Below are 23,122 nucleotides of genomic sequence, written 5' to 3'. Positions count from 1 at the left end.
GGGCCCTTCACAATTGGGGGTCCGCTTGCCGAGGAAGGCTCGAACGTGTCTGCATAGCCCTCGGTATCGAACGGGGCATCTCGCAACTCGCTTGTCGCCTCGTCCTCCTTTGCCTGGACGAGACCAATTCGATTCACCAGGTCCATGCTTGCGCGGACGCTGTACTGGCACGCGTGCAGACCGTCGCAGCAAACTGATAGGCATACCGCGAGAGATCCTGAGGTTCCACTACCTCATCAAGCAATCCAGGGCGAGGGCCCGCTCCGCAGAAAGTTGAGACCGGACATGAGTAACCACGCGGAGGTCCGGCCAGATCAACCACCGTCCGGTCGATAGCAGGCTGTATACCAGCCCCAGCTTTCCCGGCCTAGTGGCGGAACGCGCTTCGTGTCAGCGAATCGCATGTCCCAGGCAAGGCCCAGTCCGGCCCCTACGCCTATGCAGGAACCATTGACCATTGCAATAGTCGGCTTTTCTCAGTGCCTCTAGGGCATCCTCGGCCTCGACCAATCCACTGGCTGTAATTGCGTGCGGCCATCGCGCTCACGCCCGAACTCGCCGACGTCGGCACCTGAGGCAAAGGAAATTTTCTCCGTCTCCCTGTACGACGACGACCTTCACCCACCCACGGATCCTCATTTAGGTTGGCCAAGATGTCCGGAAGTCAGGCATACATCCCACGGGGGGATCGAACTATGGCCCTTTGGCCTATTCAGTACGATGGTCGCTATTGCTCTTTGGCGCTCAATAACAATGTCATCCGTCACCTGGCTCCCCTTCTGGCGGCAGGGTTGCACAGACCAAGCAGCGCAGCTCTTTCCTTTGAGCGTGGCAGATAGAGGCGCTGGGGTCGCTTGGGCGATTATGGCGCATTCGGTGTTTTCGACTTGAGCCAAATTTCGTAGCCCTCAAACTTGTCTATCAGCACTCGGCTTTCCACTCCCTCGGGCGATAACCAAAGCATTCTCGAGTCGGCCGTTGCTATCTCCACACGTCCATCTCTTATAAATCGTCCATTTCTGCGTATCTCAACGTCTCTCGAGACCAGCCGACACCAATCTTCGACCCTGTAGAAACCCATTTACGCCCTTTCGAAAACTAGGAACGGAATCTGCAACTACGAATGGAAATTTCGTGGTCGCATTTCGAATAGCGGCAGATCACGACTCGCAGGTGCGGGCAAGAAGTGCCATCAATTTTAGGGCTGACAGTTGACAGGTTCACCCCAGAATTGGTTCTGTTGGATTTCCAGCCGCCCAGCGCTCATTTGTAAGAACGGGCATGCAATGCGTCGCCGGAGCAAGCGCTTGGTGGCTGGCGAACAAGATAGCGTCCACATCTCCCATGGGCGCACTCGCAGATCGCACATCAAACCGCGTATTTCGGACTTTCGTATTTTTTTCCGATATCTGTAGTCAATACGCTATTCAGGGAAGAGAACAAGGGATTTTCGAAAATACGAATCCGGAGGTGAGGGAGCACTTTTGCGGACGAAGCTGACCCCTGTGCTAACCGGTGTCCGCAACGCCGGGGTAGGCATCGCGCGTGCTGCTGCCCTTGGGCCTTGCTCCGCTGGTCACAGAACAGTTTTCGAAACCATCCGCGAAATCGGAAGGTCTGGCACCACCATGCTCCTGGTGGAAAAGAACGCCTCGCTTGAGCTGTCAACCGCGGAGTGAGGCTACGTCGTGGAACATGGCCATGTCTTGTTTCTTGGGTGATCGCGAGACTCTGAAGACTTTTCCAGCAGGGTGACGCGCGGTTTCAGCATGAGCGCACGGACGATGGCCGCCAGCTGCTGCTCGCGGCCGGACGGCGTCCCGGCCGCTTCGGCGGCGCTCTCCGAGCCCCGAAACAGCTCGCACTTCTGCAAGGGTCTGGGGTCCTGGTGGCTTTGGCCCGCCTCGACGTCCACCGACTAGAACGTTGCCTTCCACTGTCAGGATGCGAAAACCCGGCGGCCCGCGAGGCCCAGTGCTATCCCCCGCTCCGCAGAACCCTAGAGCTTTTTCACCCAACGCATGAGCCGCATCGGATGTGCCATCCGTGGGTGAGTAATCTTTCCGCTCCCAGAGCCAACGGTGGCGACCCGGTTCATCTAGGGAGCCGGCCAGTACCTGACGGGTTCTCCCTTGACAGAAGATCCCGACCGTGGCTAGCGTACTTATTGATCGATTAGCAAGTTGGTGAGGAGCGGCGAGATCCGAAAGGAGGAACGATGAAAGGTGACCGTCTGAAGCGGATCTTGAATGTACTGGAGCACCTGGCAGTAGACGGCCCTCAAACTGTCACTGGAGTCAGCACCTCCCTTTCTCTTCCCGTGAGCAGCACCCATGACCTGCTGAAAGCCATGGTTAAGGCTGGCATGGCCTCGCTTACCGAATCCGGGTACGTCATAGGCCCGGGAACTGCCCGACTGGCCATGAAGGTTCAGGCGCAATTCAGCATTGTCAATGTCGCTGGACCCGAATTGAAAAAACTTGTCGAGCGCATCGGATTCGACATCTACCTTGCAGTCCCGACCGGAACCCAGGTCGTTTATGCTGCCAGGTTCCGCGGACGCCAGGGGATCAACATCGACATTCCGCTCGGGATGCCCCTGTACCGTCATGCAACCGCCGTTGGCAAGTTGTTCGCAGCCTACGACAGGGAGATCCTCCAGGCTTTGCTCGCCGCCCCGCGGGCGGCCCATACCTCACGGACCAGGACCGACACGCAAGAGATCACCAAGGACCTGGCGGCCATCAGGAAACGCGGAATCAGCATCTCAAGGGAAGAAGCCGTAGTCGGAATCACCGGCATCGCTGTTCCTATCTGCAGCCCCGGCGGAAGGATCGTAGCTGCTGCCCACGTCTCGGCGCTCAAGGGCTCCCTGGCAGGCCCCCGCCTGAATGAAGTGTGTTCAGAATTAAGAAAATCTGCCGCGACGATCGAACAACCCCTCACCGGTGGGACGGCGGCTACCCCGCTGAAACGCCAATATTCAAACCAGCCGGGCCACCCATCCTAAGTGATGCCCTCGTCCAATACATCCACTGAAAGAAAGGGCCTATTGTGTCAAAACCAGCCCACCCAGAGGCGTCTCCCGGCCCCGCTATTGCTGTCGTTTCAGCATGCAGCACGGTCATAGAGCAGGAGACGACTCGCAGTCTCGAAGAAATGATCTTCGACACCACGACAAGGGCTCTGCAATCGGCCGGACTCGAAGCCCATGATCTGGACGGTATTGTCCTCAGCGGCAACGACGAGATCGATGGGCGAGTTATCTCCATCATGCCCTCCACAGGGCCTGCCGGCGGTGTGGATCGCGACACCACCATGATCGCCTCCTCCGGCGACCACGCCTTGATTTACGGATACCTCCGGCTGAAGGCGGGTCAGGGCAAGAACGTTCTGGTCGTCGGGTGGGCGAAGCCTAGCGAGTCCGTGGATCCGAACCGCGCCGAGCTCATGGCTGCGGAACCCTACCTTCTCCGGCAAGTTGGTATGAACAACACCATTGCAGCCGCCCTGCAGGCTTCCACCTGGGTTTCCCCCGCTGACGTACACATCTCCAATGCAACCACTGCATGGCCCCTGGAAAAAGAGGATCTGCCTGGCAGGGGAGACTCCGTGCATGCAGCCGTGTTGGCAGTGGACGGTGAGTTTACGGCCGGTGAGGAGCTCGCATGGATCGTCGACACAGGGTGGTCCACTGTCAGCTACGAAATCGGCACCCGGGATCTGGGCGATCTAAGCGCACTGCGCTTTGCCACTGAACAAATCGCGCGACGCAGCCCGGACGCAGCGCCAGAGCGATGGGACGCGGTCGAGATTGGCGGCGACAGCGAATACACGGTCCAGGCGGTCAGGCGTACGTTGTCGGTCCGTGAAAACGCAGAAATCAATGCCTCCGGCTCCCTTCAGGAACAGCTGACATCACCGCACGTTGCCGGGCTCGGGCGTATGTTGGCGGCCATCCGCGCCGTGGGAAAGTCTGCGGACAACGGCGACGGCGCACATGGCGGCCGCATCGTTGCGGGCGTTGGCTTCAACGGATATGCGGGACAGGGCGCGTCCGTGATGGTTTTCAGCAACTCCAAAGGAGCAACGGCATGATGAACGTCGGAATCGCTGGCTTCGGCCAGTCGAAATTTGTCACGACCCGGACGGACGTCACGTTTCCGGAACTCGTTAAGGAAGGCGCCGACCTGACGCTGGCTGATGCCGGTATCGGCATTGAAGACGTGGACGCGGTCGTCTACCCACTGGCCCCGGACGCGCTGATCGGCGTGAACAACGGGGAACGCTGGGTCATCGACGCCCTTGGTGCCACCGGCAAGCCGTTCATGCGTGTAAACAACGGCGGTGCCACCGGCATGAGCGCTGTTTTGGCGGCTTGGACACATATTGCCTCGGGCATGTTCGACGTAGTGCTGGTGGCCGGCGCGGACAGGGTCTCCGAATCCGGATCGGCGCAATCAGTCCTCAACAAGATGTGGGACATCGGTTACGAGCGGACCGTTCCGTTGAACACCATCACGATGTTGGCGCTGTCTGCCCAGCGGTACATGCACATGTATGACAGCGACGAAGTGGACATGGCCCGCGTGACAGTTAAGAACCGGACGCACGCCGCTCTAAACCCGCATGCACACCTGCGGACTCCCATCACAGTGGCCGAGGTCCTGGCCAGCCGAACACTGGCCTGGCCGATCAAGCTCGGCGACGCCTGCCCAGCCTCGACCGGCGCGGCGGGAGTTGTCTTGGTTTCCGAGCGCTACGCCAAAGCCAATGGGCTCGAGGTCGCGTGGATCCGCGGCATCGGTCAGAACAGTGAGACGTTCTGGATGGGTGACCGCGTTGGGCCCAAGACCCTGGGCGACCACGCGGACGCTGACGCGTTGGCATCGGCCTTCACTACGGCCTATAAGCAGGCGGGCATCACCAACCCGCTTGGACAGATCGACGTCGCCGAGGTCTATGCGCCGTTTTCCAGTGTGGAGCTGCACGTCATTGAGGCGGCTGGCCTGGCGGAGAAGGGCAAGTCCCCGGAAGCTCTTGCCGCCGGCCAATTCACCTTGGGCTCAGACGGCCCAATCGTGAACCCGTCAGGGGGCACACAGTGCACCAATCCAATCGCCGTGACCGGGACGATCCGCGTCGGCGAGGCGGCAAACCAGGTCCGCGGCCGGGCCGGGGCTCATCAGGTACCCGGTGCCCGCATTGCGGTGGCCAGTGCCATCGGTGGAGACCACCAGTTTTATTCAACCATGGTGCTCAGCACCGATTTGGAAGGGATCTAGCAATGACCAGCCAGGCTGTAAAGAACCAGTCATCACAGGAACAAGGTCCTCTGTTTTACGAGCAGACGTGGGACCTTTCCTACCGGCATGCATTGGGGGAAACAACTTCCCGGTTCCTCCACGGACTCACCGAAGGAAAGATTTTGGGCAGGCGGGCCACTGACGGGCGCGTCCTGGTGCCGGCTCGGTCCTACGACGACCGGACCCACACTGCCACAGGGGAGTGGGTAGAGGTGGGCACGACAGGCACGATTGAAATGTTCACCGTCGTTTACGAACCCTTCAAGGGGCTCCCGAAGCCCCCGTATGCCCTGGCCTACGTGCTTCTTGAAGGAGCGGACACGGCGCTGGTCGGCTACGTTCGCGGGCTGGACCTTGCGGACAAGGATGTCGCCGCGCGTTCCCTGGCTATCGGTACCAAGATGGACGTCCGATTTGCCGAGGAGCCCACCGGCACGGCAGCGGACTACTGGTTCGAGCCTTCCAGCTCAAGCATCAACTAGCTCCGAACGAGGGCCGGAACGGTAAAGCCGGGTCGAGAACTCAATATCCCCGGGACATGCTGGTCATGCACCTTGACGATTTTTGGGGGGCGGGTGCTTTTGCACCGCGTCGATCTGCAGTACCGGAACCGTCGGCCGGAGAATTTCTGGTCGGAGTGAAGGCCTCTGAAGTACGCAGGTGCGAAGCCTTGACCAGACAGGGATAGGTGGACGCCGGTTGCGGCGACGTCAACGGACATGAGACCGCCGGTGTAGTCGAGTCGGACGGCGTTCGGAGGGTGCGAGGAGTTTGTCCACGCCGACCCTCTGAACGCCGTCCGACAGCCACCACCGTTGATCTTATTGTGGCTGCCTTACTGTCCTCCTGCGTCGAAGCGAGCATCAGGACCCCCACGCCGCGATGCTCGGAATCGCTGCAATTTGATCCTGACTCGTCGACCTCTAGGAACTTCAAATGCTGGGTTCGACCACGCGAAGCGTGAGGGCTTGGCAGAACCCGTTGCTGCTCGAAGCCGGAAAACTTCCCCTCGTTGCAAAGACACTCAAGTTCAACGAGGGCCCTGGGCGCACGTTGCCCTTGAAATACGAACCCCGTTGGAAGAAGGGTAGGTAATTCCTTGAGCACTCTGACCAATGACCGCTACTCAGTCGGGCCGGTACCTTGGTCTCCAGGACAGATGCCTCCGGATTGTGCGACGCTGCCCGAACTTCTGGACTTCCAAGCGGCAGAGAACCCGGACGCGCCTGCCCTCGTGGCCGGAGACAGCCGATATTCCTACCGGCAGCTAGCGGACAAGTCCGCGACCTTCGCAGCTGTGCTAAGCGGACTGGGCGTGCGCAGCGATTCGCATGTCGCGCTGCTGGCGCCAAACATTGCAGAATGGGTCATCTCGGCATACGGAACACTCCGGCTCGGCGTGCGGCTAGATACTTTCAATACATGGGTGCGCTCCTGGGACCTGCAGCACCTGCTGGAGGCATCGGGAACAGAGGTGCTCATCATGGTGGGGGCAGTACGTTCCAGCGACATGTTGGGCGAGCTGCGTGAGCTAGTTCCCGAATTATGGTCAACAGAACCGGGCCAGCTCTCCTGCGCAAATTTTCCTTCTCTGAAGCACGTCATCGTCATAGGCGATGAATTGAAAGGCAGCACGTTCCCCTCGGGGGCACTCCGCTTCAACGAGCTGATGCAGCAGGCAGAAGGTGCCACACCGCCTCCGTGTGTAGCCGTGGGATCAGCGCCGGCACTGGTTCTTTACACGTCGGGAACAACGGAGCATCCCAAAGCTGTACCGCTCAAGCACCGGCACATGATCGAAAACGCGTTTGCCATCGGGACGCGCATGGGGCTGTCGTCGGAGGACCGCGTCTGGCTGAGTTCTCCTCTTTTTTGGAGCTTCGGCGGGGCGAACGCTGCGATGGCCACCATGACGCACGGCGCCTGCCTCGTACTGCAAGAGCGCTTTTCACCGCATGAGGCAGCAAAGGTGCTGGCCGCTGAACAATGCACAGCAGCATATCTCCTACCCAGCATCGCCCTTGCCCTGGTTGATGAGGCTGGATCAAGGGTCCGTGAAATATCTTCCCTTCGGACAGGCCTCATAATAGGCCGTCCCGAAGAGGTGGAGCGGGCCATGGTGGAACTCAACATCCCGGAACTGTGCAATATTTATGGATCCACCGAAGTGTATGGAAATTGTTGTGTCACGCCGCACACCCTGCCGCGCGCGGACCGTATCATCAGCCAAGGCCCTCCACTGCAGGGAGTCGAGATAAGGGTTGTTGACCTCCAAAAGGGCAACAGCTTGGCGCTTGGCATCCCGGGGGAGGTGCAAGTGCGCGGACGCGTGACGGACGGCTACCTTGGTAACCCGGAAGCGACTCGGGCAGCCCTGACGGAGGACGGCTGGTACCGGACCGGCGACACCGGACTGATCCGGCTCGACGGCACGATCCAATTCATTGGCCGCCACACGGACATGATCAAGACATCCGGAATCAATGTATCTCCATCCGAAGTGGAAGGCTTCATAGCCACTCATCCGGCGGTGGCCGAAGTCGCCGTGGTGGGAGCACCGCATCCTGCCCGCGGGGAAGTAGCGGTAGCCTTTGTCGTCCTGACTCCTGGGTTAAATACTTCCGGTGATGAACTGAGGGAATACTGCAAGAAGTCCCTGGCGGGGTTCAAGGTTCCATGGACCGTTCAGGTGATCGATGAGATTTCACGGACCCCGACGGGAAAAATGATGCGGAAGGATCTGCGGGAGCCTGCGGCCAAGGTCGTGGACTCCCTAATGAACGTGTAATCGAAATAGTTGGTGGACTTGGAGTCAGGTGTATGGCCATGAAAGACGTAGCAAGAAGAAACTGGGGACGCTGGGGAGCCGACGACGAACAAGGCGCACTAAATCTGGTAGACGCGAAGAAAGTGCTTGAGGCCGTCGATCTTGTGAGACAAGGTCGGATCGTTTCCCTTGCCCAACCGGTAGGGCCCAAAGCCGGCGCGCCGCCGCACCGGAACAGGGGTTCCCGCTTTATGGATCGGGACGCTGGCGACTATGCACTGGGAGCCCGCTCGCCGGGAGGATTCCGATTTGCGGAGGACACCGTACAGATGTCCACTCACAGCGGTACCCATGTGGACGCTTTGGCACACGTCTGGACTGGCGACAAACTGTACAACGGGCATCCCTCAACCCAGCTCCGCTCGACCACCGGTGCTCAGAAACTCGGGGCCGACAAGCTAAGACCGGTACTCACCCGAGGAATTCTCGTAGACCTTGTGGACGCGTTCGGCGGACCGCTGGAACCGTCGACGCCCATAGGATCGGCTGAATTAATTGAGGCCTGCAGCCGCTCCAACGTCACCCCGTTGCCCGGGGACGCCGTCCTCTTGCATACCGGCTGGTGGCAAAGCCAGGGAGGCAACGCCTCGTATTTTGATCTTGAACCGGGGCTATCGGACGATGGCGCCCGTTGGTTGGCCGACCATGACGTCGCCTTGGTCGGAGCTGACAACTACGCTGTCGAGGTCCAGCCGGATCCCGATGGCAAGAACTTCCCCGTTCACCTGAGGCTCCTCCATGGGGAAGGAATCCCGCTCATCGAAAACCTCGACCTGCACGAACTCGCCATGGCGGGAGCCCCGACTTTCCTTTTTGTGTTGTCCCCGATTCCACTCCAGGGATCGACCGGCAGTCCGGTAACGCCGTTGGCGGTCCTCTGAGACGTGGACCCGATGGCCCGGCAGCGCGTATTGAGACCGTTAGAGCGGGATTGTGGCGGCGGTGACCGAACGGCTCTGAGTAGCCTCGGAAGCGGGGTTTGAACGCGGTGCAGACGAGCAAGTAGCGGGAGTGGTCATGGAGGAAGTTCAGGGTCTCAGGGTCCGGCCCGTCGGCCCGACCCAGGGCATGAAGTCCGACCGCCAAGTCTCGTTGGGCGGGTGCGCCTCGAAGCGGTGCAGGGAGGCGCTATGTCGTTTCTTAGGTTCCGGATCGATGTGGCCTCCGGCGTGCAGGATCCGACCGGATGTTCGAGGTCGAGGACCGGGAGGCATTCGGGTTGAAGGTCCAGGCGATCGTGGACGGCCCGGCATCCAGCCCGCCGTGCGCCAGGACTTTGCGCAGGGCCAGGATCCCGCCGACAACGGATTCCGGGCGTGTCCGAGGTCGGTGAGCGGACGCCGAGAGTGGGGTTCGACCCCTGCCATTCCGTCAGCGAGGTAGCCCTTGAGCAGTTCGTGGACCCATTTCTGGCTGACCCCATGTCCCGACTCGCGTGTCAATCATGTCGTGAAGCTAGACAGTGCCTTCGGGCCTCCGTGCCATATCCGTACTCTGAATACCGGTCCGCAAAGGACCGTTTCCGCATGGTGCCGGAAGTTTCGCGGAAGTACCTTCTTTAAGGTCGTTCCTGATGGTCATGACTACTTCACCGAGTTATTCAGTGCATAGGGCGGGCGGCTCAGCCCGGGGATGATGCTTTCGGCGGGGTCGTTGCCGAGTTGAAGAAGCTTGTTGTGTTGGTCCACATGGACAATCTGGGGGCAGTAAGCTTTGGCCTCTTCTGTGGTCATGTTCGCGTAGGTGATGAGAATGACTGTGTCGTTTACATGGACTAGATGCGCGGCAGGGCCGTTGATACCGATCACACCGGAGCCTCGCTCACCAGCGATGGTGTAAGTCTCCAGGCGCGCGCCGTTTGTGACATCGACGATCGCCACGAGCTCGCCCGGCAGGATGTCGGCCGCCTCCAACAGGTCCAGGTCGACGGTGACAGAACCGACGTAGTGCAGGTCCGCATGTGTCACGGTAGCCCGGTGGATTTTGGACTTAAACATTATGCGAGTCATTGGGTGCATGGAGATTACATTCCCTAAAGGGTTCGTAGAGGTAGGTGGCGTGGCTGGATGATTTCGGTGGCGCAGAGGACACACCCCTAGAACAGGTAGACGGGGCGGGGACATCGGCGCCTGGACCTGACCTCGATTTATTGAGCGACTTCCGCGGTGGGTACGGATTCGTCTAGGGGCATCCTGATGTCGTGACCTTGCGATCGCAGGTAGACCAGATGACTTGCCGTTTCAGAGATAGCCAGACGGAGAGAGATACTACGCAGAGAGTCCCAACCCCGGGACCATGTCAGGCGCTGGGCGGTTTTCCAGATGCTGTCTGGATCGTGCGCCGCGAGGACTTGGACTACTTCGTCGGAGCGATGAGCATTATGCCGCAGGAGTTCGTTCACTCGCGTACGCATACCAATAAATCTGTATTCGTGTGCCGGGCATACTTCCATCTCGTCCTCAAACCCGATCAGATTCAGCGACTCGTAGTAGTCAGCCAACGGATTGGTCGGCCCTGGGACGTCGAAGGATATGTGCGGGGAGATGCGGGGCAGCACATGATCCCCGCTAAATATGAGGCCGCGGGCTTCATCTACAAGACAGATATGCCCGGGTGAATGACCAGGGGTGGTCACGACACGGAGCGGCCGTCCGGCCGCGGGCACCAGGCCGCCATCGACGAGACGAACGTCTGGTTCGGCGAGTTTCGACAGTACTGATAGGCGTTCCTCATTGAACGCGATTTCGTCGATTTGATCTGGCGGGACACCCCACAGGGCAAACCGGGCGCGATCGTCTGCGACTTGCGAAGGAGCGTTACCAGGGGCCACGACGGTGCGCACTTCATGTTCTCCCATGGCAACCCATGCGCCGGAAGCATCCCGCAGTCGTGCGGCCATGCCGAGGTGATCGGAATGGTAGTGAGTGGCCACAATTCCTGTGACGTCAGTGACCGCGATTCCAGCCGTTCGCAGGCCACCCTGGAGGTGCCTCCAGCCATCATCACTGTCCCAACCTGGATCTATAACGACGACATCATCATTTCCGATAAGCGCATAACTCAGCGTGTACCGCAGCGGATTGTTCGGGAACGGAATCGGGATGGACCAGACGCTGGCGCGGATGCGTTCAACGGGGGGCAGAATCTTGTCCCGCCAAGCAACTTTCTGTTGATGGCCGGTGACGATGATCGAGGGAGCGTTCATGGAACCTTTCCGGATGGGTGCGCTAGCAGACCTCCTGGTACTGCAAATTCATGCCCAATGACGACTTGGACAAACACGGCGTGGCCGGGCTGGCAGACACGAATACGTCCGTCCTTCTCCCGGGAAACAGGATTCCTCAAGGAAAGCGCCCCGACGGTGGACGCATATCAGGCATGTCTCAAGAAGGTGCCTACCGGAGGCCGCTCGGGGCGTGGAGGATCATTGCATCGCCTTGGCCGCCGCCGCCGCACAACGCTGCCACACCTACACCTGATCCGCGAAGTCCCAGCTGCAAAGCTATGTGCAGGACAACTCGAGCGCCGGAAGCTCCAATCGGATGTCCGAGCGCCAGCGCGCCACCGCTGCTGTTGACCTTGTCACTGCTTACGTTCAAGGCCCTTGTGCTGGCTAGTGCAACGGCGGCAAAGGCTTCATTGATTTCGATGAAGTCAAAGTCTGCAGGAGTCAATCCCTCACGTGCCGCGGCCTCCTCTATGGCACGGGCCGGCTGGTGCTGGAGTGCCGAGTCGGGGCCGGCCACGGAGGAAGAGGCGCCGATCTCCGCTATCCAGAAAAGGCCGAGTTCTTCGGCCTTTCGCCGGCTCATCAATATTACGACCGCTGCACCGTCCGATATGGGCGAAGCAGATCCCGCAGTGATTGTCCCATCCGGACCAAAAGCAGGCCGAAGTTTCGCCAGTGACTCCAAGTTGATGTCGTCACGGATCGCTTCGTCTTCGCTGACAGTCTCAGGTTCACCGCGCCTCTGGGGCACCTTCACAGCAGCGATCTCCCTGTCAAAAATGCCGTCCCTTCGTGCACGAACCGCCCTTTGATGGCTCATGAGGGCATATTCGTCCTGCTGCTGGCGAGTGTATCCCCCGAGCCGGGCGTTGGCCTCGTCGGTCAAAGCTCCCATCGACTGGTCCGTGTATGAATCCCAGAGACCGTCGTGCTTCATGGAGTCGACGGCAGCGAAGTCACCGTAACGGTTGCCGACCCGCGATGACGGTAGCAGGTGTGGGGCCTGTGACATGGACTCCATCCCACCGGCAATTACGATGTCTGCAGCCCCGGCGCGAATCATCCGGTCGGCGTCGGCGATAGCGGCGATTCCGGAGAGGCAGACCTTATTTATGTTCGTGGCAGGTACGTTCATGCTCAGTCCGCCGAAAGTGGCCGCTTGCCGGGCCGGGATCTGTCCGGCACCGGCGGTGAGCACCTGGCCCATGATGACGTGGTCCACTGCATCGGCCGGTACGTTACACCGCTCCAAGGCGGCTTGGATGGCAAACCCACCCAGCTCTGCAGCGGAAAACCCGGAGAGCGCACCCAGGAGCATACCGAATGGAGTTCGAGCGCCCCCGACTACAACTGTCCGCTCTGCGGCAGTGGGGGCGGTCCTTTGGTTTACGCTCATTGGTTTTGTTCCTATTCAATGAAATGCCGGGACGGGCGTTGATCCGGTGGAAATTTGTGGTGCCGAGTCTGCACGGACTGAGGCGGGTGCTCGTTTCCTGTCGCGATACCCGGCGGTTACTGGCGCTAGAGGGGATCGTCTTCAGCTCTTCAGGCTGCTCTCATAGGCTTCCAGTACCGTGCTGAATTCTGCCTCGGTCTTCTCGCGGATCTCCTCCACGGTGACGCCCGGGGCCAGTCGGGTGAGCGTGAGCTGGCGCCCGCCGCCTGGGCTCTTGTTCAGGTCAAACACGGCAAGGTCGCTGATGACGCGGTCAACGCAGCTCAGGCCGGTCAGCGGCAGGGTGCATTCCTTGACGATCTTGGCCGTGCCGTCCTTTGCGTTGTGCTCGGTGAGGACCACGACGCGCGGCGTGCCGGCTACAAGGTCCATGGCGCCGCCCATGCCCTTGACCATCTTGCCGGGGATGGTCCAGTTGGCGAGGTCACCGGCGCCGGAAACCTGCATGGCGCCGAGGATGGCGACCTTCACGTGGCCGCCGCGGATCATGCCGAACGACGTCGCGGAGTCGAAGATGCTGCCGCCGGGGAGGACCGTGACGGTCTGCTTGCCGGCGTTGATCAGGTCTGCATCTTCCTCGCCTTCGTAGGGGAACGGGCCCATGCCGAGCAGGCCGTTTTCGCTCTGCAGGACGACGCGGACGCCGTCGCGCAGGTTGTTGGCAACCAGCGTGGGGATGCCGATGCCAAGGTTGACGTAGTCGCCGTCGTTCAGTTCTTCGGCCGCGATGGCAGCCATTTCATTCCGGGTCCAGGCCATGATGATTCTCCTCAGGTGTGTGGCGGCGGCGGTTCGGGCCGGCGCAGTTCGGGAAGATGCGGTTCAGGCCGGCACGCCGGACGGCGCGGCCCCGGCGCGGGGGCGGACCGTGCGCTGTTCGATCTCCTTGACCCGGCCGGTGGCCTGGACCAGGCACTGGACGAACACGCCGGGGGTGATGACGTGGTTCGGGTCCAGCTGGCCCGGCTCGACGATCACCTCGGCTTCGGCGACCGTCACGGCGCCGGCCGTAGCCACCACCGGATTGAAGTTCTGGGCGGTGTACCGGTAGATCAGGTTGCCGTCGGTGTCGGCAGTGTGCGCGTGGACCAGAGCGACATCGGCCTTGATGGCGCGTTCCAGGACGAACGTCTCGCCGTCAAACTCCGCCAGCGGCTTGCCTTCGGCGACGAGGGTGCCCACACCGGCCTTCGTGTAGAAAGCCGGGATGCCGGCGCCGCCGGCGCGCAGCCGCTCGGCCAGCGTGCCCTGCGGGGTGAACTCCACCTCCAGCTGGCCGGCGAGGTACTGCTCGGCGAAGAGCTTGTTTTCCCCGACGTAGGACGCGATGACCTTGCGGACCTGACCGCCTTCGATCAGTATGCCGAGGCCCTTGCCGTCCACGCCCATGTTGTTGGAGACGATCGTCAGGTCCTTCACCCCGGAGTCCCGCACCGCCTCGATCAGGTCAGCGGGGATCCCGCTGAGGCCGAAACCGCCGACGGCGAGCGTCATACCGTCCCGCAATACGTCCTGCAGGGCGGCCGCCACGTTGGATTTAAGTTTGGACATTCGATCTCCTCATTGAGCTGAGCGTGTTCACTTTGTGGACACCTTCATTGAAGATTGAGCCTAGGGTGCCAAAAATGAAGACGTCAAGCCGCTATTGTTCCGGAAACGGCAGTTCGACCAGCATATGAACACCAAGATTTAGACTGTCCACAATATGGAGAAAACCTCAATGGAGCAAAATGAAAGCGAACACAATCCAGGGCACCCAAGTCGTCTCCCGAGTAGCAGCGCTGCTCAGGCTGGTCGCCAGGAAACCCTCGGGAAGTTCAATCACTGCCTTGGTCCGTGAATCAGGATTAACTCGCCCCACAGCCCACCGCCTTCTTAGCTCGCTTGGAGCAGAAGGTCTCCTCGACTACGACGCCGCCACCGGGCATTGGACGCTCGGACCGGAGGTACTCCTCATGGGATCAGTGGCCGCGGCGCGCTTTCCGCTTGAAGATATTGCCCGGCCCAGCCTGCGGCGACTTGCTGAAGAAACCGGTGAAAGCGCCTTTTTTTCGGTGCGCCGCGGTAACGAGACCGTCTGCCTCTTGCGCGAGGAAGGAAGTTTCCCGGTGCGCTCCTTCGTCTTGCACGAAGGTGTCCGCTTCCCTTTGGGCGTGGCGTCAGCCGGTACCGCAATCATGGCATTTCTTCCCGAGGAGGAACAGAAGGACCTTCTATCCAGCTGGGACATTCATGCCGGACCCTTCGCTGCCGGCCATACAGAGGCGGTAGCCCGCGCCAACTTAGAGCAGACCCGTTCCAAGGGGTACGCCATTAACCCCGGCCTGGTTTTGGAAGGCAGCTGGGGGATGGGTGCTGCAGTGTTCGATCCGGCCAAACGTCCGGCCTGGGCCTTGTCTCTGACCGGAATTGAGCCGCGCTTCCGGGAAGACCGGCAGGAGTTCCTGGGAAGGCTCCTGATGGAAGAAGCCCACCGAATTACCAGCCAGCTCCAATGAGCAACGCGGCGGTCCGGGTGTCCTGCTGCCCGAAGTGTCGCGAAGCTTCTTCGATCCGGCGGGCTCTGCGTTCCAAGAGCGGAGGCCGCGTTGTCGTACTCCGGGCAAGATAGGCGCGCGTCCGGCTTGATGCCCCTTGAGTGCCGGGGGAGTGTGGGCCGGTACCGGGGCGGGCGCTATCTGGTCAGCGCGTAAAGTACGACGGCGGTGGCTGCTGCGAGCAGTCCCAGCAGCAAATACGCGATGCCCCTGAGCCGGCGGGTGCGTCGTTGCTCTTTCGCGAAGTATCGGTAGCGCATTGGCTTTATTTCCATCATCCCCGTCCTTCCCGAGGATATTTTGATATCACCCTAAGGCTTCCCAAAGTTTGACAAATAGATAATAAAATAGACCGACTTGAAGGTGATTCATATCACAATCGAGCCGTCGCGCCCCGAAGGAAGTCCTGCTACCTTGATTCTGCGTCTTCGACATTTTTCCGCATTGGAGGCGTGCTGCGGAGGAAGGCCCGCTTTCGATCCCCCAAGTCGAGGACCGGGTCTTCCTCTGCGTTTGTCTGCACAGCACCATGTCGAGGCCCTGGGCGATACTTGGACGGGTACGGCCCTCGGCGGAGGTGGATTGGGCAATGGGTCTCGGGGGAAATTAAGCGTTTGAATTACTCATGAATTATCAAGACCATTACCGATGCAGATGCGCTGAAGTTGTTCCCTTGAGCGAAAGGACTTCTTCCTTTCATTCCGGTCTACGCTTATTGGGCAGCGTCAGAGTATTAACTTGAGAGGAATATTTCGGGTCGAAGGTCTCCCGCACGAATTTCATTCCACTGTCTCAATGCCGCCGAAATAGCGTATTTTGAACTGGAGGTTTGATGAAGATGCATTTTTGGATGAACGCGGTGCGGTCTCTCTACGGACGTGCCCGTCTGGCCTCTGACGACAGGCCGGGCCGGGGAGGCGCGCGGAGCACAGTGCTGGACCGGGAAGGGCTTGTGGCGGGGCTGGGTCCCCATGCTCTGCTCGACCACGCCCTGGATGCTCTTTCTGAGGGCTCACTCATGACCGACGCTCAGCGCATCGTCTACGCGAATGCTGCTTTCACAGCCGTCACAGGATACAGCGCGGAGGAGGTTTTGGGTCGCAACTGCCGTCTACTCCAGGGGACCGGATCCGACCCAGCTACGGTCGCGGCGCTGCGGACCACCCTCGCCCGCGGGGAAACTTTCCGGGGTGAGATCCTAAACCACCGCAAAGACGGGACACCCTTCTGGGATGCCCTCCCTGTCTCTCCGTTGAGGGATGACACCGGCGCGGTCACGCATATCCTTAGTGTTCAACGGGATGTAACGGCACAGAAGTCAAGGCAGGACCGACTCCGGTTCCTGGTTCTTCACGATCCGGTCACGGGTCTGCCGAACAGGACGGCGTTGGACCAGCATCTGTCCGGACTCGCCGAGCGCAGCGTCAACAGCGCGGGACAAGCCGCAATCGCGGTCATCGATCTTGCCGACTTCAAACTCGTCAATGACATCTTCGGACATGAGGCTGGCGACGCCCTCCTGGCCGAATTCGGCCGCCGGCTTCGAGGAAAGCTGCGCGGGACGGACTTTCTTGCGCGCCTCGGCGGAGACGAGTTCGTCCTGGTGATCGAGGACCTGGACGCGAACACCGCCGAGGAACAGATCGGGACTATCCTCACCAGCCTTCACCGGCTTGTGGACACCGCATTCGTCCTCGGCCCGACCGTCAGCGTCCCCATTGAAATGAGTGTCGGCGTGGCACTTTGCCTACCCGGCCGGGAGGACGGCAACGCTGTCCTTCGACGGGCAGATGCCGCCCTTTACCACCTCAAAGACCGCAAAGACGTCCGCAGCCAATGGTGGCACCTGGACAACACACCCGCCGCTGGGGTCCCCGATGGCCACGGCCCGCAGCCAGTGGCAGCAGGACCGGGCACATCCGGGCCGCGTCTGACCCGGTCCGTAGACGACGCACAGGCGTACCGGCACAGGCTCTTCACTGGTGGCCTGCGCATGTTCTTCCAGCCCGTGATCGACCTGAAAACCGGAAAGATCCATTTCCTTGAGGCCCTGGCCCGGCTCACCCTCGAGGACGGGACCATCATCCCGCCCGATGTCTTCCTGCCTCTGCTCACCGACGATGGCATTGTTCGGCTGTTCAAAGCAGGGCTTGAACAGGTTCTGAACCAGCTCGCGGTCTGGGACAGCCAGGGACACGGGCTGCGAGTGAGTATCAACCTCCCACCCACTGTCCTCCGGAACCCGGGCTGCACACGATGGGTCGCGTCCACCCTGAACCGCCACAACATCGCGCCGCACCGGCTGGTCCTCGAGCTCCTAGAGAACCACTTCGAGGACTGTGACATTCAGAGCCGGGCCTTCAACGACCTCCTGGCGCTTGGCGTGGGGATGGCCATGGATGATCTGGGCGGCGGCCACAGCAGCCTTCGACGGCTGACCGCACTGCCGTTCACCACCGTCAAAATAGACCACCGGATACTTGCCCAGCTCAGAACATCCCCGATCCGCACCCTGACGTTCCTCACCACGATGATTCAATTGGGCCAAGACATGGGATGGGATGTCATCGCAGAAGGCCTCGAAGACGCCGGAATCACCGAAGCCGCGTCCACCCTCGGAATCCCATACGGCCAAGGCTATTACCTTGCCCGTCCCCTGCCAGCCGAGAGCGTCCCGGCCTGGATCGCGGACTTCACAGCGCCATCCCGTCATGCGCCTTTCCACACATTCCCGGGCGCACTGGCCTACCACTGGCAGTTGGCCCGCCTCGAGTCCCCGCACCCGGGCCCGCTCGATGCCTGTCCGATGAATTCGTTCCTGTCCGCTGAGCCCTCCGCCGAGGCCGCGATAGAGTGGCACGAACAGCAGCACTCAGGCGATTTCGATCATCGCGAATCCGCCTCTGATCTCCTGAACTGGCTCACTAAACAAATCACCGGCAACGACCCCACCGGGGCTTGATACCATCAGTCGCCGGCCAGCTCGCAGGCGACTACACGCACCAAAACAAGCTGCACAGGGCCAGGTGGCCGACGCCGTCCTTGAAGAAGCGGCAGTCCTTTCCCGCCTTTTGGCCTCCGACTGAGTCCGCTGGCACAATGACGGGGGCACCTACTTTGTTTCTGCCTCCCGAGGTGTGCTGCACGGCGAAATGCCCTCCAGCGATCATCGTGGCAAAGCCCAGGACACCGACAAGGACGGCCGGAACGGCGCCCTGAAGTGTTGCACCCAGCACCACGAGCAGTATGCCGGCCGCGATGGAAGTCGGGCCGATGGCAAGGCGGAGGGCGGACCGCTTACGTGCCGGCTCCGGTTCCATTGCGTTGGCGAATATGGGGTCGTCCTCTTTGAACTGTTTCTCGAGCTGCTCAAGCAGACTCTTTTCGTGTTGCGAGAGGGGGCTGTGGGACATGGTGTGCCGATCGGTCAGGGTGAGTGGTCTGGGGCTAGAGGTCAGGAAAACGCAGGGATCCGTACAGTCGTCTTATCCAACGAGGTGGACAGCACCGACGACGGCGGCGGCGCCGCCGCAAGATTGCGGAGACGACACCGCCGCCGGAGTCGGGACAAACTTCTAGCGGGCCGGGCGCCCGTAGGTTTCGAGGAGCCGGAGCCAGACCTCGTTGACTGTGGGGTAGGCCGGTACGGCATGCCACAGGCGGTTGAGCGGGACTTCCGAGACGACCGCGACGGTCGCGGCGTGCAGCAGTTCGCTCACGTCGGGACCGACGAAGGTCACGCCGAGCACGACTTTGCGCTTCTCGTCCACGACCATCCGGGCGGTGCCGGTGTAGCCGTCGGCCCGCACGCTCGCGCCGGCGACGTGCCCGATCTCGTAGTCGACCACCCGGATGTCATAACCGCTCCTGCGCGCGGCCGCGGCGGTGAGGCCCACGGAGGCGATCTCGGGGTCGGTGAACGTGACCTGCGGGACGGCCTGATGGTCGGCGGTGGCGACGTGGGTTCCCCAGGGCGCGTCCGATACTGGTGCTCCGGCCGCGCGGGCGGCGATGACGTCACCGGCTGCGCGGGCCTGGTACTTTCCCTGGTGGGTGAGCAGCGCACGCTTTGTCACGTCGCCGGCGGCGTAGAGCCAGTCGAAGCCCGGAACCAGCATGGTGTCATCGGTCTCGATCCAGCCGCCGGGCGTGAGCCCGACCGCGTCCAGGCCGATATCCCCGGTGCGGGGGGTGCGGCCGGTGGCGACGAGGACTTCCTGGGCGGTGATGGTGCTGCCGTCCCCGGTCTCGAGGGTGACACCGTGTTCGTTCCGGGTGACGCGGGTGGTTTTCGTATCGAGCATCACGGTGACACCCTGCTCACGGAGGGCATCGGCGACCAGCTCCCCGGCGAACGGCTCCATGCCGGAGAGCAGCCCGCCGATGGAGATCAGGGTTACTGCCGTGCCAAAAGCTGCATAAACCGTTGCCATCTCGGCACCGACAACGCCGCCGCCGATGATGGCCAGGCTCTCAGGAACCGACCGGGCGCTGGTTGCCTCGCGGCTGGTCCACGGCCGGGCATCAGCGAGTCCGTCAATGTCGGGCAGGAGCGCGTCGGATCCGGTCGTGACGGCCACGGCATGGCGTGCGGTCAGCTTCGTGATGGTGCCGTCGTAGGCGGTGACGGTGACCTGCTTGGGTCCGGTGAGCCGGCCGTGGCCGCGGACCAGGGCAATGCCGGCGCTGTCGAGCCACCTCACCTGCCCCTTGTCGGACCAGTTGCCGGCGAAGGAATCCCGGCGTGCCAGCACTGCCTGCACGTCGAGGTCACCGGTCACGGCCTGCGCGGCGCCGGGGACCTGCCGGGCTGCGCGCAGCACCTGGGCCGAGCGCAGCAGCGCCTTTGAGGGCATGCATGCCCAGTAGGAGCACTCGCCACCGACGAGCTCGTTCTCGACAATCACTGCGGTCAGGCCGCCCTGCACCGCGCGGTCGGCAATGTTCTCTCCCACGGCACCGCCGCCGAGCACGATCAGGTCATATTCTGCTGAACCGTTCGGGTTGTTCATCGGCCGGGCGCCCGGGTGTTGATTTCCTGCAGGAACCAGGTGTTGCCGTCCGGGTCACTGAAGGTTGCAAAGGACTGGTAGTCGGCGCGTTCCGGGTGCGGGCCGGGAACGCGGTGCTGGTGGTCGAGGTGGAAGATGAATCCGTCCGCGTAGTGGAAGACCTCGGAGACATCGGCGCCCTTTGCAGCAAGGTCGGCCCGGGTCGCGACGATGTCCTTCACGGCGAAAATCGTGTTCTGGAGTGATCCGGGTGCGGCTGTGGTGACGCCCTTGCCGATGATGATGGATGCTTCCGACCCGGGAGGGGTCAAATGCGCCAGCCGGAACTCTTCGCTGGCGACGTAATCGACATCGAGGCGGAATCCGAGCGATTCGTAGAAGGCCTTGGCCCGATCGACGTCGGAAACGGGAACGAACAGTACTTCAAGCTTCAAATCCATGATGATAAATCCCTTTTGTTTGTTTAGTAGTTGGTTGTGCGCTCATCGCCCGGGTGCCCGGGTGTTGATTTCCTGGAGGAACCAGGTGTTGCCGTCCGGATCGCTTCTTCGTCACCGCTTCAACTGGTAACGATATTTGCACGCGATGTCGTCACCTGTCAAGGGGGTTACTCGGCTGCTCTGGCAGCTGGTGGATCCGGCATGCTCGGCGACGGCCACGCCAGAAGCGGCAGGGGGCCCTTGGCGGCCGGCAGCCTGGCACGCCGGCAGTAGGCCCCGGTCTTCTCACTACTAAAGCTTGGAAGTCAGAAACGTCGGGCGGGATCGGCAAAGCAAGCCCGGCGTCCCATGCGAACCAGCCCCCGCCATCGTGCCCGTGGCCTGCGATGTGCCGGCGGCGGGCATCGTCTCCACGCTGCAAGAACGAGGCGTGCATCCAGGGGCCCGAAACTGGCGGGCGCAGGGGTACCCTCTCGATGCAGCCGGACCGGCAGGGATCACGCCCCTGCACGTGTTGCTCAAATGACTTGGGGAGATCCCGTTGATTGCAGCAGGTGGCATTGTCACGGGGCAGATACGCTGGCTGCGGTTTCGCGGGAGAGGGCCCCCGCCCGGATCAGAATGGCCTCGTCAAGGTCTGCCGGCTGAAATTTGATGTCTCCGTCGACGATCCCGGATTCGCAAAACGAGGAGTCCAGGCTCTCCGGCGACGGGAACAGTTCGACAGGCGCCCCAAGCCGTGAGCCAAATGTGGAGGCGAAGTCGAGGGCCGCATTGCCGCAGACGAATGAATGTTTCGTGTCACCAGCTTGACAGGTGACTACTTGTAATGCGACGATCGTCACCTGCTTAACCAGTCACGCTTCCCAATCGGATCCCCGTGTCCCTATTACCCGTTCTACGAAAGGCAGCAAAATGCTTACCATCCAACTCGACGCACCGAACGACCTCAATCTCCGCGACCTGCCTACGCCAGTACCTGGCCCGGGCGAGGTACTCATCCGGTTCAAGGCATCGGCCATCAATCCTGCGGACTTGAAGATCCGCAACGGCGCTATCGTTCCGCTAAGCGGCGACTATCCCTTCATTTTGGGCTGGGACCTGGTCGGGCAGGTCGCGGGACTCGGCCCGGAAACGGTGGGCCCTGCCGAGGGCACTCGAGTGCTGGCCATGTCCAACATGGCGGTCACCGCCCGAGGCACTTGGTCGGAGTATGTCGTTCTGCCAGCTTCGTCCATAACCCCGGCCCCCGAGGGCATCGAGTCGGCCGTGCTGGCGCAGTTGCCCTTGGTCGGACTCACGGCACTCAAGGCTGTAGAGGACTTAGCCCCCGCTGCCGGAGATCGGATTCTGGTGGTCGGAGCGGCAGGGGCCGTGGGTTGGATTGTCGTTCAACTTCTCCTGAACCGGGGGCTTCAAGTTCACGCACTCGTGCTCAGCGAGTCGCAGGCGGAGCCGTTGCGCACCGCCGGGGTCAGCGAAGTCTATGTGGACGATGTGCCCTCGAATTCCTTCGACCGGATCGTTGACGCTGCCGGTATTGACATCGCCGAGGCGCTTCGCCCGGGCGGAACCTACGTGTCGGTCGTCCCAGGTACCGAACCAGGAGGGGACTCGATGGAAGGCAAGACCGGAACAGTGGTGCGGATCGAAGAATCCGGTGAACGCCTCGCCGTTCTGGCTGGCCACGTCGAATCCGGAACGCTGACCCTGCCGGCGCCAACCGTCTTCGGACTCAGGGACATCCACAAGGCGTTCGAATCCTACGAGACACGAGCCGGGGGCCGGACCGTTCTAGTCCTCTAGGCCCGATGCTGACAGCCTACAAGCTGCCCGCAGAGGTAGTAGAAGGAGACCGTCAATGACCCGCCCTGTCACCCGACGCAGGATGATGTCGTCCTCTACGAGGTCCTTGATAATGTCGCGCTAGTACTGCTGAACCGCCTGCGGTCCTTGAACGCGGTGAACGCCGCCCTCGGCCACAACTGGCGGCTGATCGCGACGTCCGGGTCGCGTGCTGACCGGTGCAAGCCGGGCCTTCTGCGCCGGGACGCACCCGAAGTCCTTCGCCAACGGGGAATCGGTGGAGCCCCAAGGTCATCCGGAGTGGGGTTTTGGAGGGTTTGCGCGCCACTTTGTCGGTGAGCTTCTTATCGCGGCAATCAATCGATTGGCCCTGGCCGGAGGTGCGGAACCGGCTTTAGCTTGGATCTCAAGCAACCCCCAGCAGGCACTCCAGGTGGTCTTGGACTTCTCGGAAGAATCTTGACCTTGCAAGCTCGCCGCACGGGCATGCGCGCTCGGTGGGGACAGTA

General features: G+C 61.5%; 19 protein-coding genes. 9 read left to right on the top strand and 10 right to left on the bottom strand.

The annotated features are described in order from the left end of the window. The first annotated feature begins 2,218 nt into the window (after positions 1-2,218). The 6 genes from QFZ69_RS22895 (at position 2,219) to QFZ69_RS22870 (ending at position 9,014) form a co-directional block, all read left to right on the top strand. A complete protein-coding gene (locus QFZ69_RS22895; RefSeq protein WP_307000686.1) occupies positions 2,219-3,010 on the top strand; it encodes an IclR family transcriptional regulator in 792 nt (263 codons plus the stop codon). A 149-nt stretch (positions 3,011-3,159) separates the two neighbouring features. Beyond that, positions 3,160-4,098, top strand: coding sequence for a hypothetical protein (locus QFZ69_RS22890; protein ID WP_307000684.1), 939 nt, complete (start codon positions 3,160-3,162; stop codon positions 4,096-4,098). Next, positions 4,095-5,285, top strand: coding sequence for a thiolase family protein (locus QFZ69_RS22885; protein ID WP_307000682.1), 1,191 nt, complete (start codon positions 4,095-4,097; stop codon positions 5,283-5,285). Before QFZ69_RS22890 ends, QFZ69_RS22885 begins: the two co-directional genes overlap by 4 nt. A gap of 2 nt (positions 5,286-5,287) precedes the next feature. Beyond that, on the top strand, positions 5,288-5,788 hold the full coding sequence (locus QFZ69_RS22880) for a Zn-ribbon domain-containing OB-fold protein (RefSeq protein ID WP_307000680.1): 501 nt from the start codon (positions 5,288-5,290) through the stop codon (positions 5,786-5,788). A gap of 617 nt (positions 5,789-6,405) precedes the next feature. Further along, complete coding sequence (locus QFZ69_RS22875; protein WP_307000678.1) at positions 6,406-8,094, top strand: class I adenylate-forming enzyme family protein; 1,689 nt, start codon at positions 6,406-6,408, stop codon at positions 8,092-8,094. Positions 8,095-8,126: 32 nt separating this feature from the next. After that, positions 8,127-9,014, top strand: coding sequence for a cyclase family protein (locus QFZ69_RS22870; RefSeq protein ID WP_307000674.1), 888 nt, complete (start codon positions 8,127-8,129; stop codon positions 9,012-9,014). A gap of 702 nt (positions 9,015-9,716) precedes the next feature. On the opposite strand, the gene panD is transcribed toward QFZ69_RS22870, so the two are convergent. The 5 genes from panD to QFZ69_RS22845 all read right to left on the bottom strand — a co-directional run bounded on the left by panD (position 9,717) and on the right by QFZ69_RS22845 (position 14,369). Then, positions 9,717-10,142 carry an aspartate 1-decarboxylase gene (gene panD, locus QFZ69_RS22865; protein WP_307000671.1) on the bottom strand — a complete coding sequence of 142 codons (426 nt, stop codon included), beginning with the start codon at positions 10,140-10,142 and terminating at the stop codon, positions 9,717-9,719. 137 nt (positions 10,143-10,279) lie between these two features. After that, the gene (locus tag QFZ69_RS22860; protein WP_307000668.1) at positions 10,280-11,338 is read right to left on the bottom strand and encodes an MBL fold metallo-hydrolase; all 1,059 of its coding nucleotides are present in this window, start codon (positions 11,336-11,338) and stop codon (positions 10,280-10,282) included. Between the two features lie 190 nt (positions 11,339-11,528). Then, positions 11,529-12,758, bottom strand: a complete 1,230-nt coding sequence (locus tag QFZ69_RS22855; RefSeq protein WP_307000666.1) for an acetyl-CoA C-acetyltransferase — start codon at positions 12,756-12,758, stop codon at positions 11,529-11,531. 141 nt (positions 12,759-12,899) lie between these two features. Then, complete coding sequence (locus QFZ69_RS22850; protein ID WP_307000664.1) at positions 12,900-13,577, bottom strand: CoA transferase subunit B; 678 nt, start codon at positions 13,575-13,577, stop codon at positions 12,900-12,902. Between the two features lie 63 nt (positions 13,578-13,640). After that, positions 13,641-14,369, bottom strand: a complete 729-nt coding sequence (locus tag QFZ69_RS22845) for a CoA transferase subunit A (protein WP_307000662.1) — start codon at positions 14,367-14,369, stop codon at positions 13,641-13,643. 179 nt (positions 14,370-14,548) lie between these two features. Here QFZ69_RS22845 and QFZ69_RS22840 point away from each other — a divergent pair, with 179 nt between their 5' ends. After that, positions 14,549-15,316, top strand: coding sequence for an IclR family transcriptional regulator (locus QFZ69_RS22840; RefSeq protein WP_307000659.1), 768 nt, complete (start codon positions 14,549-14,551; stop codon positions 15,314-15,316). A gap of 176 nt (positions 15,317-15,492) precedes the next feature. Here QFZ69_RS22840 and QFZ69_RS22835 read toward each other — a convergent pair whose 3' ends face one another. After that, the gene (locus tag QFZ69_RS22835; protein WP_307000658.1) at positions 15,493-15,633 is read right to left on the bottom strand and encodes a hypothetical protein; all 141 of its coding nucleotides are present in this window, start codon (positions 15,631-15,633) and stop codon (positions 15,493-15,495) included. A gap of 554 nt (positions 15,634-16,187) precedes the next feature. Between QFZ69_RS22835 and QFZ69_RS22830 the strand changes: the two genes are divergently transcribed. Continuing rightward, positions 16,188-18,317, top strand: a complete 2,130-nt coding sequence (locus tag QFZ69_RS22830; RefSeq protein WP_307000653.1) for a bifunctional diguanylate cyclase/phosphodiesterase — start codon at positions 16,188-16,190, stop codon at positions 18,315-18,317. 31 nt (positions 18,318-18,348) lie between these two features. Here QFZ69_RS22830 and QFZ69_RS22825 read toward each other — a convergent pair whose 3' ends face one another. The 4 genes from QFZ69_RS22825 to QFZ69_RS22810 form a co-directional block, all read right to left on the bottom strand. After that, complete coding sequence (locus QFZ69_RS22825) at positions 18,349-18,768, bottom strand: DUF3040 domain-containing protein (protein ID WP_307000650.1); 420 nt, start codon at positions 18,766-18,768, stop codon at positions 18,349-18,351. A gap of 162 nt (positions 18,769-18,930) precedes the next feature. Next, a complete protein-coding gene (locus QFZ69_RS22820; RefSeq protein ID WP_307000648.1) occupies positions 18,931-20,367 on the bottom strand; it encodes an NAD(P)/FAD-dependent oxidoreductase in 1,437 nt (478 codons plus the stop codon). Beyond that, a complete protein-coding gene (locus QFZ69_RS22815; protein ID WP_307000594.1) occupies positions 20,364-20,807 on the bottom strand; it encodes a VOC family protein in 444 nt (147 codons plus the stop codon). Before QFZ69_RS22815 ends, QFZ69_RS22820 begins: the two co-directional genes overlap by 4 nt. Positions 20,808-21,370: 563 nt before the next feature. Then, positions 21,371-21,652 carry a hypothetical protein gene (locus QFZ69_RS22810; RefSeq protein ID WP_307000646.1) on the bottom strand — a complete coding sequence of 94 codons (282 nt, stop codon included), beginning with the start codon at positions 21,650-21,652 and terminating at the stop codon, positions 21,371-21,373. 70 nt (positions 21,653-21,722) lie between these two features. On the opposite strand from QFZ69_RS22810, the gene QFZ69_RS22805 reads away from it, so the two are divergent. Continuing rightward, a complete protein-coding gene (locus QFZ69_RS22805; RefSeq protein ID WP_307000643.1) occupies positions 21,723-22,613 on the top strand; it encodes an NADP-dependent oxidoreductase in 891 nt (296 codons plus the stop codon). Positions 22,614-23,122 lie beyond the last annotated feature (509 nt).

This window comes from Arthrobacter sp. V1I7, assembly GCF_030817015.1.
Lineage (GTDB): Bacteria > Actinomycetota > Actinomycetes > Actinomycetales > Micrococcaceae > Arthrobacter.
Note: the sequence above shows the minus strand (reverse complement) of the source record. Positions and strands in the feature narration are given on the sequence as shown.

What these genes read in the sequence shown, in the direction of transcription:
- QFZ69_RS22895 (WP_307000686.1), top strand. Translation starts at nt 2,219, where the DNA reads ATGAAAGGTGACCGTCTGAAGCGGATCTTGAATGTACTGGAGCACCTG.
- QFZ69_RS22890 (WP_307000684.1), top strand. Translation starts at nt 3,160, where the DNA reads ATGATCTTCGACACCACGACAAGGGCTCTGCAATCGGCCGGACTCGAA.
- QFZ69_RS22885 (WP_307000682.1), top strand. Translation starts at nt 4,095, where the DNA reads ATGATGAACGTCGGAATCGCTGGCTTCGGCCAGTCGAAATTTGTCACG.
- QFZ69_RS22880 (WP_307000680.1), top strand. Translation starts at nt 5,288, where the DNA reads ATGACCAGCCAGGCTGTAAAGAACCAGTCATCACAGGAACAAGGTCCT.
- QFZ69_RS22870 (WP_307000674.1), top strand. Translation starts at nt 8,127, where the DNA reads ATGGCCATGAAAGACGTAGCAAGAAGAAACTGGGGACGCTGGGGAGCC.
- panD (WP_307000671.1), bottom strand. Translation starts at nt 10,142, where the DNA reads ATGACTCGCATAATGTTTAAGTCCAAAATCCACCGGGCTACCGTGACA.
- QFZ69_RS22860 (WP_307000668.1), bottom strand. Translation starts at nt 11,338, where the DNA reads ATGAACGCTCCCTCGATCATCGTCACCGGCCATCAACAGAAAGTTGCT.
- QFZ69_RS22855 (WP_307000666.1), bottom strand. Translation starts at nt 12,758, where the DNA reads ATGAGCGTAAACCAAAGGACCGCCCCCACTGCCGCAGAGCGGACAGTT.
- QFZ69_RS22850 (WP_307000664.1), bottom strand. Translation starts at nt 13,577, where the DNA reads ATGGCCTGGACCCGGAATGAAATGGCTGCCATCGCGGCCGAAGAACTG.
- QFZ69_RS22845 (WP_307000662.1), bottom strand. Translation starts at nt 14,369, where the DNA reads ATGTCCAAACTTAAATCCAACGTGGCGGCCGCCCTGCAGGACGTATTG.
- QFZ69_RS22840 (WP_307000659.1), top strand. Translation starts at nt 14,549, where the DNA reads ATGAAAGCGAACACAATCCAGGGCACCCAAGTCGTCTCCCGAGTAGCA.
- QFZ69_RS22835 (WP_307000658.1), bottom strand. Translation starts at nt 15,633, where the DNA reads ATGATGGAAATAAAGCCAATGCGCTACCGATACTTCGCGAAAGAGCAA.
- QFZ69_RS22830 (WP_307000653.1), top strand. Translation starts at nt 16,188, where the DNA reads ATGAAGATGCATTTTTGGATGAACGCGGTGCGGTCTCTCTACGGACGT.
- QFZ69_RS22825 (WP_307000650.1), bottom strand. Translation starts at nt 18,768, where the DNA reads ATGTCCCACAGCCCCCTCTCGCAACACGAAAAGAGTCTGCTTGAGCAG.
- QFZ69_RS22820 (WP_307000648.1), bottom strand. Translation starts at nt 20,367, where the DNA reads ATGAACAACCCGAACGGTTCAGCAGAATATGACCTGATCGTGCTCGGC.
- QFZ69_RS22815 (WP_307000594.1), bottom strand. Translation starts at nt 20,807, where the DNA reads ATGGATTTGAAGCTTGAAGTACTGTTCGTTCCCGTTTCCGACGTCGAT.
- QFZ69_RS22805 (WP_307000643.1), top strand. Translation starts at nt 21,723, where the DNA reads ATGCTTACCATCCAACTCGACGCACCGAACGACCTCAATCTCCGCGAC.